Annotated in this window: 11 protein-coding genes and 1 pseudogene; 4 read left to right on the top strand and 8 right to left on the bottom strand. The window is 69.1% G+C overall.

What is annotated here, in order from left to right; genetic code table 11:
- Nucleotides 1–51 precede the first annotated feature (51 nt).
- The 3 genes from RMN86_RS00755 to dapF all read right to left on the bottom strand — a co-directional run bounded on the left by RMN86_RS00755 (nucleotide 52) and on the right by dapF (nucleotide 2537).
- Nucleotides 52–285, bottom strand: coding sequence for an aa3-type cytochrome c oxidase subunit IV (locus tag RMN86_RS00755; RefSeq protein WP_309603912.1), 234 nt, complete (start codon nucleotides 283–285; stop codon nucleotides 52–54).
- 66 nt (nucleotides 286–351) lie between these two features.
- Nucleotides 352–1701: a tRNA (N(6)-L-threonylcarbamoyladenosine(37)-C(2))-methylthiotransferase MtaB gene (gene mtaB / locus RMN86_RS00750; protein ID WP_309603911.1), complete on the bottom strand. Its 1350-nt coding sequence runs from the start codon at nucleotides 1699–1701 to the stop codon at nucleotides 352–354.
- Nucleotides 1698–2537 (bottom strand): diaminopimelate epimerase, encoded by an 840-nt coding sequence (gene dapF / locus RMN86_RS00745; protein ID WP_309603910.1) that lies wholly within the window; start codon nucleotides 2535–2537, stop codon nucleotides 1698–1700. The genes mtaB and dapF overlap by 4 nt, the downstream gene beginning before the upstream one ends.
- Nucleotides 2538–2618: 81 nt before the next feature.
- On the opposite strand from dapF, the gene RMN86_RS00740 reads away from it, so the two are divergent.
- Nucleotides 2619–4694 (top strand): prolyl oligopeptidase family serine peptidase, encoded by a 2076-nt coding sequence (locus RMN86_RS00740; protein ID WP_309603909.1) that lies wholly within the window; start codon nucleotides 2619–2621, stop codon nucleotides 4692–4694.
- A gap of 3 nt (nucleotides 4695–4697) precedes the next feature.
- Here RMN86_RS00740 and RMN86_RS00735 read toward each other — a convergent pair whose 3' ends face one another.
- The 4 genes from RMN86_RS00735 to RMN86_RS00720 all read right to left on the bottom strand — a co-directional run bounded on the left by RMN86_RS00735 (nucleotide 4698) and on the right by RMN86_RS00720 (nucleotide 7437).
- Complete coding sequence (locus RMN86_RS00735; protein WP_309603908.1) at nucleotides 4698–5276, bottom strand: PadR family transcriptional regulator; 579 nt, start codon at nucleotides 5274–5276, stop codon at nucleotides 4698–4700.
- Nucleotides 5277–5422: 146 nt separating this feature from the next.
- Nucleotides 5423–5947, bottom strand: coding sequence for an SRPBCC family protein (locus RMN86_RS00730; protein WP_309603907.1), 525 nt, complete (start codon nucleotides 5945–5947; stop codon nucleotides 5423–5425).
- Between the two features lie 10 nt (nucleotides 5948–5957).
- Entirely contained in the window at nucleotides 5958–6809 is an 852-nt protein-coding gene (locus tag RMN86_RS00725; RefSeq protein WP_309603906.1) for an aspartate/glutamate racemase family protein, read from the bottom strand.
- A 49-nt stretch (nucleotides 6810–6858) separates the two neighbouring features.
- Nucleotides 6859–7437 (bottom strand): methylated-DNA--[protein]-cysteine S-methyltransferase, encoded by a 579-nt coding sequence (locus RMN86_RS00720; protein ID WP_309603905.1) that lies wholly within the window; start codon nucleotides 7435–7437, stop codon nucleotides 6859–6861.
- 339 nt (nucleotides 7438–7776) lie between these two features.
- On the opposite strand from RMN86_RS00720, the gene ffh reads away from it, so the two are divergent.
- The 3 genes and pseudogenes from ffh (at nucleotide 7777) to rimM (ending at nucleotide 10453) form a co-directional block, all read left to right on the top strand.
- Nucleotides 7777–9300 (top strand): signal recognition particle protein, encoded by a 1524-nt coding sequence (gene ffh, locus RMN86_RS00715; RefSeq protein ID WP_309603904.1) that lies wholly within the window; start codon nucleotides 7777–7779, stop codon nucleotides 9298–9300.
- A gap of 23 nt (nucleotides 9301–9323) precedes the next feature.
- A pseudogene (rpsP, locus tag RMN86_RS00710) lies at nucleotides 9324–9932 on the top strand (30S ribosomal protein S16).
- A 14-nt stretch (nucleotides 9933–9946) separates the two neighbouring features.
- On the top strand, nucleotides 9947–10453 hold the full coding sequence (gene rimM / locus RMN86_RS00705; RefSeq protein WP_309603903.1) for a ribosome maturation factor RimM: 507 nt from the start codon (nucleotides 9947–9949) through the stop codon (nucleotides 10451–10453).
- Between the two features lie 205 nt (nucleotides 10454–10658).
- Here the strand turns inward: rimM and RMN86_RS00700 are convergent, their stop codons facing one another.
- Complete coding sequence (locus tag RMN86_RS00700) at nucleotides 10659–11984, bottom strand: acyl-CoA dehydrogenase family protein (protein WP_309603902.1); 1326 nt, start codon at nucleotides 11982–11984, stop codon at nucleotides 10659–10661.
- Nucleotides 11985–12469: the final 485 nt, after the last annotated feature.

The following is a 12469-nucleotide window of genomic DNA, read 5'->3' as shown; positions in this document are numbered from 1 at the left end:
AGCGCGTCGGAGTGTCGTCCAGACAATGACCGGAAGCTCGGCGCCGGGCGCCTAGTGCCCGCCGCCGCCGCGCAGCAGCAGGGTCCCGAGCACGGCCACCGCGAGACCGCTGATCAGGGCGGCGATGAAACCCGCCTGGGTGCAGAACCAGACCACCAGCAACAGCAGCAGGGCCGCCAGCACCAGGGAGCCCCATTTGGTGATGCCCATCACCAGATGGAAGGTCGAGACCTGCTCGGCGATGTCCATGTCGCCGCGGTGGTAGTCGGATGCCGGACCGGCCATGGGACTCTCTGCTGTCTGTGAACACTGCGCGCGTTCAGCGGGTGCTACACGAGACCGGCGGCCCGCTCAAGCGGCGGACTGCGCCAGGACCCGCCGGCCGTCGTGGCCGGTGACGGTCAGCGCGACGATGCCGCCGACGGTCGCTGCGCCGGCAAAGACGATCTCGGTGAAATCCTCGGCGCGGGCCAGGCCGCCCTGGCCAAGATCGGGGCGTTCGACAAGACCCCTCAGGGTGCGGCCGACCTGACGGTCCAGGTGACGCGCCAGCCCGGCCTGGCCGGCGGCGCGCAGGCGGGCTGCGCGGGCCTTGACCTCGGCGCGCGGCGCCGCCGGCATCCGCGCGGCCGGCGTGCCGGGGCGCGGGCTGAATGGAAAGACGTGCAGGAACGCCAGCCCCGCCTCTTCGACCAGCGACAGGGTGTTGTCGAACATCGCCTCGGTCGCGGTGGGGAAGCCGGCGATCAGGTCCGCGCCGAAGGCCATATCCGGCCGCACCGCGCGCACGGTCTCGATCAGCCGCAGCGCGTCGGCGCGGCTGTGGCGACGCTTCATGCGCTTCAGGATCATGTCATCGCCGGCCTGCAGCGACAGGTGCAGGTACGGCATCAGCCGGGGCTCTTCGGCCAGGCAGCGCATCAGGTCCGGGTCGATCTCGGCCGCGTCGATCGACGACAGCCGCAGGCGCGGCAGGTCTGGGACCAGCTTGAGGATCCGCGCCACCAGCTGGCCCAGCGTCGGCGCGCCGGGCAGGTCCGCGCCCCAGCTGGTCACGTCGACCCCGGTCAGCACCACCTCGCGATAGCCCTGGGCGGCCAGGCGCCGGACCTGGGCCACCACCTCGCCGGCCGCCGCCGAGCGCGAATTCCCCCGACCGAACGGGATGATGCAGAAGGTGCAGCGGTGGTCGCAGCCGTTCTGCACCTCGACATAGGCCCGCGCCCGGTCCTTCAACCCGTCGATCAGGTGCCCGGCGGTTTCGCGCACGCTCATGATGTCGTTGACCCGCACGCGGCCGAGCTCGGGCGCCGGGACGTAGGACCCCGCCGCGCTCTTCTCGGCGTTGCCCAGCACCAGGTCGACCTCGGGCATGGCGGCGAAGGCGGCGGGGTCGATCTGCGCCGCGCAGCCGGTGACGATCACCTTCGCGCCCGGCCGCTCGCGGCGCGCCCTGCGGATCGCCTGTCGGGCCTGGCGCACCGCCTCGCCGGTCACCGCGCAGGTGTTGAAGACGATGGCGTCGGTCAGGCCATCGGCCGCCGCCTGCTTGCGGATGATCTCGCTCTCATAGGCGTTCAGCCGGCATCCGAAGGTGACAATATCGACGGCCCCGCCGGCGGAATTGTCATCCCGGAACGGCGGCTTGGCGACGTATCCGGGATCCAGGTCCTTGGGATGGACGTCCACGTCCGGGGTCATGGCAGCTCGCCCGCGAAGTCGACGGCGGCGGGGCCGGTCATGATCACATGGTCGTCGTCGCGCCATTCGATCAGAAGTTCGCCGCCATCCAGCACGACGGTCGCGGTCCGGTCGGTCAGATCACGACGCGCCGCCGCCACCAGGGCCGCGCAGGCGCCGGTGCCGCAGGCCCGGGTCAGGCCGGCGCCGCGTTCCCAGACGCGCAAGCCGATGCGGTCGCGATCCAGCACCTGGGCGAAGCCGACGTTGACCCCGTCAGGGAACAGCGGGTGGCGTTCGATGACGGAACCGGCCTGGCGGATCGGCGCGGCGCCCAGGTCATCGACAAAGAACACCACGTGCGGATTGCCCATGGAGACGCAGCCCGGCGGCCCGCTGAGCGCAGGGTGCTCGTAGAGCCGGACATCGAGCGCGGCGGTGTCGTGCGCCGCCGCCAGCGGGATCTCCGTCCAGTCGAGACCGGGTTTGCCCATGTCGACGCTGACCAGCCGCTCGCCCGCCCGGGTGGCGACAAGCAGGCCCGCGCGGCTTTCGATCACCGCGCGGTCCTTGCCGGACGCCTGCATCAGCAGCCAGCCGACGCAGCGGGTTCCGTTGCCACAGGCCGAGATCTCCTCGCCGTCAGCGTTCCAGAACCGCACCCGCGCATCGACGCCCTCGCCCGTCTGCCTGGCCGGGGGGGGCTCGATGACGATCAGCTGGTCGCAGCCGATGCCGGTCGCCCGGTCGGCGATGGCGCGCACGGTCTCGGCGCTCGGTGCGAACGGCGCGCTGCGGGCCTCGACCACGACGAAGTCGTTGCCGAGCCCGTTCATCTTGAGGAACGGACGGCTCATGGGGCCGGACCTATAGGCGAAGACGTTGCGCAAGGCACGCGCCCGAAGACAAGCCCGAGCGGCCAGGACTAAAATAGCGGCATGAAAGCTCTCCTATGCGCCTTCGCGGCCGTGGCGCTGACCGGTCCCGCCGTCCGCGCCCAGCCGGCGCCGGCCGACCCATTCCAGTGGCTGGAGGAGATCGGGTCAGCCCGCGCCATGGCCTGGGTCGGGGTTCAGAACACCAGGACCGCCGGGCGGCTGGAGACCGATCCGCGCTACCAAACCTTTCACGCCGAGGCGCGCGCGATCTTCACCGCGCAGGACCGCATCGCGACGCCGCAGTTCCGCGCCGGCGGCATCGACAACCTCTGGCAGGACGCCGCCCGCGTGCACGGCGTCTGGCGCCACACAAGCGAGGCGTCCTACCGCACCGCAACCCCGGTCTGGGAGACCATTCTCGACCTCGACGCGCTGTCCAAGGCCGAGGTCAAGAGCTGGTTCTGGAAGGGCGCCGACTGCCTGCGACCGGCCCGGACCCTGTGCCTGGTGGCGCTCTCCAACGGCGGCGGCGACGCCGTGGAGCTGCGCGAATTCGACACCGTGAAGAAGCAGTTCATCGATGGCGGCTTCCGCTTCGCCGAGGGCAAGCAGAGCGGCGAATGGATCGACCACGACACCCTCGCCATGGCGCGGTCCTGGACGCCTTCGGAGGTGACGACGTCCGGTTACCCTCTTGCGGTGAAGACTGTCGGGCGCGGCGCTGAGCCGCGCGAGGTGTTCCGAGGCCTGCCCACCGACGTCTCCTCGGCGCCGACGGTCCTCTATGGCGCGAGCGGTCACGCCGACGCGGTGATGATCCGGCGCGCCGTCACCTTCTTCGAGAGCGAGTACAGCCTGCTGTCCGGAGCGGGGCCCGTGCGCATCCCCCTGCCGCTGAAGGCGCAGTTCGAGACCTATGTGGATGGCCAGGCGGTGTTCAGCCTGAAGACCGCCTGGAAGACCTTCGCCGCCGGCGCGGTGATCGCCTACGACCTCTCGGAACTGAAGCGCGACCCCGCCGCCGCCAGGCCGCAGCTGGTGTTCCAGCCCGGCCCGCGCGAGGCGGTGCAGGAGGTGGCGAGCACAAAGGACCGGCTGGCGATCATCCTGCTGGCCGACGTCAAGGGCGTCGTCGACGTCTATGACCACAAGGCCGGCGTCTGGCTGGGGCGGCGCCTGGCCCTGCCGGCCGAGGCCAACATCAACCTGGTCAGCGCCGACGACGACACGAACCGGCTGTTCGTCTCCACCGAGGGCTTCCTCGATCCCAACGCGCTCTGGCTGGCCGACGCCGACGGCGGCAGGATCGCCAGGGTGAAGACGCTGCCGGCCCGCTTCGACGGCGGCAAGGACATCGTCGAGCAGCACTGGGCGACGTCCACGGACGGAATGAAGATCCCCTATTTCCTGGTGCGGCCAAAGGCGATGAAGGCCGATGGATCCACGCCCACGATCCTCTACGGCTATGGCGGCTTCGAGGTCGCCAAGCCGCCGGTCTACCTGCCGGAGATGGGCAGGATCTGGCTGCAGCGGGGCGGCGCCTATGTGATCGCCAACATCCGCGGCGGCGGCGAGTTCGGCCCCGCCTGGCACGACGCCGTCCTGCGCGACAAGCGCCAGCTGGCCTTTGACGACTTCGCAGCCGTGGCCCGCGACCTGTTCTCGCGCAAGGTCACCTCGCCGAGACGGCTCGGCATCTATGGCCGGTCGAACGGCGGCATCCTTGTGAGCGTCTCGATGACCCAGCATCCGGAGCTGTGGAACGCTGTCGTCATCGAGAGCCCGCTGATCGACATGCTGCGCTACAACCACCTGTCGGCGGGCGCCTCATGGGTGGCGGAATATGGCGACCCGGACGTACCGGCAGATCGCGCTTTCATCGAGAAGTACTCGGCCTACCAGAACCTCAAGGCCGGCGTGAAATACCCCGAGCCCTACATCACCACCAACACCCGCGATGACCGGGTGCACCCGGGCCATCCGCGCAAGTTCGCCGCCCGGCTCGAAGCGATGGGACTCCCCTATCTCTACTACGAGCAGACCTTCGGCGGGCACGCCAACGACGCCGATCCGGAGCTTAACGCCCGCCGCTGGGCCCGACACTACGTCTACCTGGCCCAAAAGCTGATGGACTGAGGCTCAGGTCTTCTCGATGGCGACCGCCGTGTCGTCGATCATGGCGACGATGCGGTCGATCTCCTCCGGCGTGATCGGACGGCGCGCCAGGCGCTGCTGCAGGGCCATGCCCAGGTTGGTCATGGCGCGGGCGATGCGCGGGCGCGTGGTGTCGGCGCCCTCGGCGGCCTCGGCCATGCGGCCGAAGACAGCGTCGACGCCGGCCTGGTTGGCGGCCAGCGCCGCGCGGCCGTCGTCGGTGGCCTCATAGAGCTTGCGTCCGGCCTCGCCGGCCGCCGGGCGGATGAAGCCCTCGTCCTCGAGCAGCGCAAGGGTCGGATAGATGACGCCGGGCGAGGGCCGATAGGCGCCGCCGGTGCGGTCTTCCAGCTCCTTGATCAGCTCATAGCCGTGGCGCGGCTGCTCGGCGATCAGGGCCAGCACGATGAAGCGAAGGTCGCCGTGCTCCAGGAAGCGGCCGATGCGGCCGCCGCGATGGCGTCCGTGCGGGCCGCGCCCGCCGATGTGAGCCGCCATGTGGCTGGCCCAGGGATGACGGCCGCGATGTTCGTGGCCGCCGTGAAAGTGATGGTGTCTGTGCATAACGATAAGTCCCCTCCTTTTGTCGGGACCATATCGATATATCTAGACCGCTTCGAACGTGCAACCATATTTCGATATGTCTAAACTATTTTTAATCGCGAAGCCGCCGGCTCAACCCCGTCGAAGCCAACGATTGAGCCCTCCGGCTAGTCAGACTTGCCCGTCTCGACATATTTCTTGAGCCGACCGAGCTGCTCGCCCAGCACCTTGTCAACCGGCGTGGCGAACCGCTCGGCAAGGCCTCCCTTGGCGTAGCCGCCCACATCGTAGGTCAGCACCACGTCGGTCGCGGCGCCGGCCGTCTTCAGCACCACGCCAAGGTGGCCGGAGGCGCCGGTGAACTGCAGCGGACCGAGCGCGCCGAACAGCCGCAGCTCCGAGGTCCCGTCGGCATAGGCGATCATCATGTGCCGGACCGCGCCTTTGGGCAGCCGCTCGCACAGGCAGCCGCCGGGATCGATGCTCAGGTTCTTGGCGTCGCCGGACCAGCTGTGCTGGCTGCTCCACCAGCGGCCGGGCTGCATCAGCGCCTTCCAGACCTTGGCCTGCGGTGCGGCGATGCTTGCCGTCTCGGTCACCTCGAATCCGGCCGCGGATCGATCGGTGACCTCGGCCCGCGCGGCTCCGGCCAGCAGGGTGACGGCGCACGCCGCGGCGATCAACGGTCTCATCGAGGTCTCCTCAAGCCGGCTCGAAGCTTAGCGGAGCCCCCCAGAAGGCTTCAACCAGGCTGGACTGGGCGCCCGGGCGCCCGGTGGTCAGGAACCGGCGCAGGCCGCTGGACCCCGTGGCGAACTCCGGGTGGCGCTCGAAATAGCGGGCCAGGGCGTCGGCGGTGGCCTGGGGCTGGTGGATCAGCGGCGTTCCCGCCGGCAGCGCCGCGCGGAACAGGTCGGCGACGATCTCATAGTGGGTGCAGCCGAGGATCGCGCGGTCGGGCGCGCGGCCGATGCGCCGCGTGATGGCCGTCACATGGCCCTGAACAGCGGCGGCGAGCTCGCCACGCGGGGCGCCCGCCTCGATCATCCCGGCGAGCTCCGGACAGGCTTGCGAGAACACCGCCACGTCCTGCCGACGCTTGTCGATCTCGATCTCATAGACCCTGGAGGCCGCGGTGGCCGGCGTCGAGAACACCGCCAGCACGTCCAGCTTCTCGACCTTGTCGCCGCGCCGCTCGGCCTCGTGTTCCCAGGGCAGACCCGTGGCCGCCTCGATGGTCGGCACGATAATCCCCAGCACATTGACCGGCCGACCCAGGGTCCGGCGATAGCCCGGCAGCCAGGTCTGCTGCAGGCGCCGCAGCGCAATCCCCGAGGCGGTGTTGCAGGCCAGCACGACCAGGTCGCAGCCGCGCGCGAACAGCGCCTCGCAGCCCGCGCGGGTCAGCTCGACGATCTCCTCGCCGGGCCGTCCGCCATAGGGGGTGTTGGCCTGGTCGGCCAGATAGACGAAGTCGGCGTCCGGGAACCGTTCCACCAGCCGGTGGTGGACGCTCAACCCGCCCACGCCGGAATCGAAGACGCCGATGGCCATAGGGCGGTGTTAGCCGGGGCGGGGCGCGGCGTCCACGGCGATCGGCGGCCTAGCCGAAGAGGTCCGCCTGCGGCGTCTCAGGCTTGGTAGCGGGGGCCTTCGCCGGCCGCGGCTGGAGCACCTGTGCGCCCTCGATAGCCAGCAGCCTGACCTTGGTGTTGACCCCGCCGCGAGCGGAGAAGCCGCCGAGCTTGCCGCCGGCCGCGGTGACGCGGTGGCAGGGCACGACGATCGGCCAAGGGTTCTGCCCCAGCGCCGCGCCGACGTCGCGGGCCAGCAGCCTGTCGCCCAGCCGCACCGCGATCTCGCCATAGGTCAGGGTCTCGCCAGGCGGTATGGCGCGGGCGATCGCATAGACCCGGGCGTTGAACTCCGGGACTTGGGTCGTGTCGATGGCGACGTCCAGCAGGGGATTGGCCTCGCCCGTCAGCAGCGCGCGGATGCCGGCGATGGCCCGGTCGATCTCCGGCGCCGGCGCGGCCTCCACGGCGTCAGGGTGGCGGCGCAGGAAGCTCCGGCGCGCGGCCTCCGGTGAAGCGTCCGGCAGATGCACGCCCACCAGCCCCCTGTCGGCCCAGGCAACCCCGGCCCAGCCGATTGCGGTTTCGAAGAGGGCGTAGTGCGTCATGAGCTGAGCATAGCGGATTTCGCAGCGATCCACTGGCGGTTTTCGGACACTTACCTTCCCCGCGAAGCGCTGGGAGGCGTGTGCCGATGCTGGCCGAACGCGACACATGAAGATTTTGCTGTGGAGCGCGCGCGCCATGGCTCAGCCAAGCTACCTTCCTTGACCACGCCGCCCCTTTGAGCGCATAAGCGCGCCCTTCCGGCGCCAACTTCGGTCAGCGCCCTCTACCGCCACGACCCCCGCGTTTACGCGGGACGAGGGCGGCGAGGCCCCCCGTCCACGCAATCGTGCACGGGGGTCAACTGCGTTTGGACTATCAGACTAAGGACCACGAACGACTTGTTTGACGCACTGACAGATCGGCTCTCCAGCGTCTTTGACCGCCTCGGCGGCAAGGGCGTGCTGTCGGAGAAGGATGTCGATGAGGCCCTGCGCGAGGTGCGCGTGGCCCTGCTCGAGGCCGACGTCGCCCTGCCCGTGGTCCGCGAGTTCATCGCCAGGGCCAAGGAGGCCGCCACCGGCGAGGCGGTGATCCGTTCGGTGCGGCCCGCCGACCAGGTGGTCAAGATCACCTACGACGGCCTGGTGGAGATGCTGGGCGGGGAAGGCGAGCCCATCGGCCTGAACCTGTCGCTCAATCCGCCGAGCGTGATCCTGATGGCCGGCCTGCAGGGCTCGGGCAAGACCACCACGGCGGCCAAGCTGGCGCTGAAACTGGTCAAGGAGCGCAAGAAGGTCCTGCTGGCCTCGCTCGACACGCGCCGGCCGGCCGCCATGGAGCAGCTGGCGACCCTGGCCGTGCTAGCCGGTGTCGAGAGCCTGCCGATCGTCGTCGGCCAGTCCGCCCCCGACATCGCGCGCCGCGCCATGAGCTCGGCCAGGCTGCAAGGCTACGACGTCCTGATCCTCGACACCGCCGGGCGCACTACGCTGGACGAGGCGATGATGAGCGAGGCCGCCGAGATCGCGCGGATCGCGGGGCCCTCGGAAACCCTGCTGGTCGCCGACGCGCTGACCGGCCAGGACGCGGTGCGCACTGCCAAGGCGTTCCACGAGCGCCTGCCGCTGACGGGCTTGGTGCTGACCCGCGCTGACGGCGATGGGCGTGGGGGCGCCGCACTGTCGATGCGCGCGGTCACCGGCCTGCCGATCAAGTTCCTCGGCGTCTCGGAAAAGATCGACGGGCTGGAAGTCTTCGACGCCGCCCGGGTGGCCGGTCGCATCCTGGGCCAGGGTGATATCGTCGCCCTGGTCGAGAAGGCCTCGCAGGACTTCGACGCCGCCAAGTCGGAGGCCATGGCCCGCAAGCTGGCCAAGGGTCAGTTCGACCTCGACATGATGGCCGAGCAGCTTCAGCAGATGAAGAAGATGGGCGGCATGGAGGGCCTGATGGGCCTCCTGCCCGGCGTCCAGAAGATCAAGAAGCAGATCGCCGAAGCCAATATCTCCGACAAGATGGTCGACCGCCAGGCGGCGATCATCTCGTCGATGACCAAGCAGGAACGCAAGAAGCCCGACATCCTTGCGGCCTCGCGCAAGCGGCGCATCGCCGCTGGCTCCGGCGTCGACGTGGCCGAGGTCAACCGCCTCCTGAAACAGCACCGCCAGATGGCCGACGCCTTCAAGATGATGAGCAAGGGCGGCGGCAAGGGTTTTGCCCAGATGGCTCAGATGCTGGGGGGCCCCGGCGGCCTGGGGGGCGGCGGCGGCATGGACCGCATGAAAAACATGGGCGGCGGCCGGATGCCGATGCCCTCGCAGGCTGAGATCGAAGAAATGGCCGCCAAGCTGCAAGGCGATGGCGGCTTCAAATTACCGGGCCTTGGCGGTCTGCCGCCGGGCTTCAACCCCTTCAAGAAATAGCCGAAAGTTCAAGAGGACCACCGATGCTGAAGATCCGTCTCGCCCGTGGCGGCGCCAAGAAGCGCCCCTACTATTCCATCGTCGTCGCCGACAGCCATTCGCCCCGCGACGGCCGCTTCATCGAGAAGGTGGGGTCCTACAACCCGCTGCTGAAGAAGGACGACCCCAACCGCGTCGTGCTGTAGGTCGAGCGCATCGCCGAATGGATGAGCAAGGGCGCCCAGCCCACCGACCGCGTGGCCCGCGAGCTCGGCAAGCTGGACATCGTCAAGTGGGAACACGGCAACAACCCCAACAAGGGCCAGCCGGGGACCAAGGCCAAGGAACGGGTCGAGGAAAAGGCCAAGCGCGAAGCCGACCGCCTGGCCGCCATCGAGGAAGCCAGGAACAACCCGCCGCCGGCCCCGGAGCCCGAGCCGGTGGTCGAGGAAGCCCAGGCCGCCGAGGCCCCCGCTGAAGGGCCTGTCGCCGAGGAAGCCCCGGCGGCTGAACCCGCCGCGGAAGCCGCGCCCCCAGAAGAAGCCGTCGTCGAGGCCCCTGCCGCCGAGGCTCCCGCAGCCGAAGCCCCCGCAGACGAGCCGGCCGCCGAAGCCGCGCCGGACGCCGTGGCTGACGCGCCGACCGAAGGCTGATCCGGCGCTCGCGCTTGAGCGAAGACCTGATCCTCGTGGGCCGTGTCGCGGGCGCCTTCGGCGTCCGCGGCGAGGTTCGCATTACCAGCTTTACCGCGCAGCCGTTGACGCTGGTGGACTATCGAAACCTGCTGCGCGAGGACGGCTCGCCCGGCCTGACGCTGACCGCCGGCCGGATCGCCATGGGCGGCGTCGTCGCCCGCGCGCAGGAGATCGAGAGCCGCGACCAAGCCGAGGCCGCGCGCGGCCTTCGGCTCTACATCCCCCGCGCCCGGTTGCCCGCCGTGGAGGACGAGGACGAATTCTATGTCGCTGACCTGATCGGCCTGTCGGTGGTCAGCGCCGGCGGCGAGGCCCTGGGGCATGTCCGCTCGGTCCGCGACTTCGGCGCCGGCGACCTGCTGGAAATCGCGCCGCCGGCCGGTGAAAGCTGGTGGCTGCCGTTCACCAAGCACGCCGTGCCGCAGGTGCGGATGGCCGAACGGACCCTTGTCGCCATCAAGCCTGACGAGACGGAGTAGAACGTCCCCGTCCCGACGCCCTCACCCCTCCGGGTCGCGCCAATGGCGTCAGACCCGACGACCATGCGTAAGGCTGACCGCCGGGCGCCCTGGACCCTGTCCCGGCTGACCTGCCTCCGGTCAGCCGGGAAGGGACGGGGTCGTCGTCCGTTTGTGGAGCCCTTCTAATCCAATCAGGTTGAGCGAACCTGTTGAGGGCTCACATCTAGTTGCGGAAGATGGCCGCCGTTGACGGGTCGGCTGGCATCTCGCGGTACTGGCGCAGTTCGTTGCGGCCGACGACCATGTGGTGGACCTCGTCGGGGCCGTCGGCGATGCGCAGGGTCCGGGTCGAGGTGTACATCCGCGCCAGCGGAGTGTGCTGCGAGACGCCCAGGGCGCCGTGCATCTGGATGGCCTGGTCGATGATCTGGCAGACCCGTTCCGGCACCATGGCCTTGACCATGTGGATCCAGACGCGGGCTTCCTGGTTGCCCAGCACGTCCATCGCCTTGGCGGCCTTCAGCACCATCAGGCGCATGGCCTCGATGTCGATGCGGGCGCGGGAGATGATTTCCAGGTTGCCGCCCAGTTGGACCAGCTGCTTGCCGAACGCCTCGCGGGTCAGGCCGCGGGTGACCAGCAGGTCCAGCGCCTTTTCCGCCGAACCGATGGCGCGCATGCAGTGGTGGATGCGCCCGGGACCCAGGCGCAGCTGGCTGATCTCGAAGCCCCGGCCCTCGCCCAGCAGCATGTTCTCCTTCGGCACGCGGACGTTGTCGAAGATGATGTGCATGTGGCCGTGCGGCGCGTCGGGATCGCCGAACACGTTCATCGGGCCGACGATCTTCACGCCGGGCGCGTCGGTGGGCACCAGGATCTGCGACTGGCGCAGGTTCGGCGGGCCGTCCGGCGTGGTCTGGACCATGGTGATCATGATCTTGCAGCGCGGGTCGCCGGCGCCGGAGATGTAGTGCTTCTCGCCGTTGATGACGTATTCGTCGCCGACCAGGGTGGCGCGGGTGTTGACGTTCTTGGCGTCGGAGGAGGCCGCGTGCACCTCGGTCATGGCGAAGGCCGAGCGGATCTTGCCTTCGAGCAACGGCTCCAGCCACTGCTTCTTCTGGGCCGGCGTGCCGACGCGCTCCAGCACTTCCATGTTGCCGGTGTCGGGCGCGGCGCAGTTCATGGTCTCAGAGGCCATGCGGTTCTTGCCGAGCTCGACGGCGATATAGGCGTAGTCGAGGTTCGACAGGCCCTCGCCGGTCTCGGCGTTGGGCAGGAAGAAGTTCCACAGGCCCTCGGCCTTGGCCTTGTCCTTGGCCTTCTCCAGGCACTCCAGCTGACCGGGCGCATAGGACCAGATGTCCGGGTTGCCCTCGCCCAGGCGATGGAACTCCTGGCTCATCGGCTCGACGGTTTCGCGGATGAAGCGCTTGACGTGCTCCAGCAGCGGCAGGGCCTTGGCCGACATCCGCAGATCGTTGAGCTCGTCCTGCGGATTGAGGTTGAAGCTCGACTGTGCGGTCGGCTTGTTCAGGGTCTCGCTCATCTGGTTTCTCCCGGCAGGTCTGTTTGCGCCAGCATTGGCCCATCGGGGGAAGTCAAACAAGCGTTTCAATCGCGCCGGGGCTGTGACTCAATCAATTCCTCTTTGCTCGTCATCGTCCGGCTTGTCCGGGCGACCCATGATCGCCGCCATGGAGGCAGACGCGCCTCGGCGGCGGCGAACCAGTTCGGCAGCACGGAGATCCTGGGTGGCCCGGACAAGCTGGGCCATGACGTTGCTTAATGGATTCAGCAAAATGTCGTATATTTGAACGCTGAGCCCGCCCCTTTCCGCCGGGGTACAGCTCAGGCGTAGAGGGACCCGTGGGCGCTCAGCATCAAGAGCCCGGCGGCCAGGCCGAGCGCCAGGAATGACGGGAGCAGTTTGAACAGCAGCGACATGCCACTCAGATAGGGACGCGGCCCCCGGGTTTCCAGTTAAGCTTTGGACATCTTGGGGACGCCCCGGCATTGCGGCCCGACCGTCGC

Origin of the sequence: Phenylobacterium sp. (assembly GCF_031360265.1) — a bacterium.
Classification (GTDB): Bacteria; Pseudomonadota; Alphaproteobacteria; order Caulobacterales; family Caulobacteraceae; genus Phenylobacterium.
Note: the sequence above shows the minus strand (reverse complement) of the source record. Positions and strands in the feature narration are given on the sequence as shown.

Coding starts and splice junctions, on each gene's coding strand:
- RMN86_RS00755 (WP_309603912.1), bottom strand. CDS start 285: ATGGCCGGTCCGGCATCCGACTACCACCGCGGCGACATGGACATCGCC.
- mtaB (WP_309603911.1), bottom strand. CDS start 1,701: ATGACCCCGGACGTGGACGTCCATCCCAAGGACCTGGATCCCGGATAC.
- dapF (WP_309603910.1), bottom strand. CDS start 2,537: ATGAGCCGTCCGTTCCTCAAGATGAACGGGCTCGGCAACGACTTCGTC.
- RMN86_RS00740 (WP_309603909.1), top strand. CDS start 2,619: ATGAAAGCTCTCCTATGCGCCTTCGCGGCCGTGGCGCTGACCGGTCCC.
- RMN86_RS00735 (WP_309603908.1), bottom strand. CDS start 5,276: ATGCACAGACACCATCACTTTCACGGCGGCCACGAACATCGCGGCCGT.
- RMN86_RS00730 (WP_309603907.1), bottom strand. CDS start 5,947: ATGAGACCGTTGATCGCCGCGGCGTGCGCCGTCACCCTGCTGGCCGGA.
- RMN86_RS00725 (WP_309603906.1), bottom strand. CDS start 6,809: ATGGCCATCGGCGTCTTCGATTCCGGCGTGGGCGGGTTGAGCGTCCAC.
- RMN86_RS00720 (WP_309603905.1), bottom strand. CDS start 7,437: ATGACGCACTACGCCCTCTTCGAAACCGCAATCGGCTGGGCCGGGGTT.
- RMN86_RS00700 (WP_309603902.1), bottom strand. CDS start 11,984: ATGAGCGAGACCCTGAACAAGCCGACCGCACAGTCGAGCTTCAACCTC.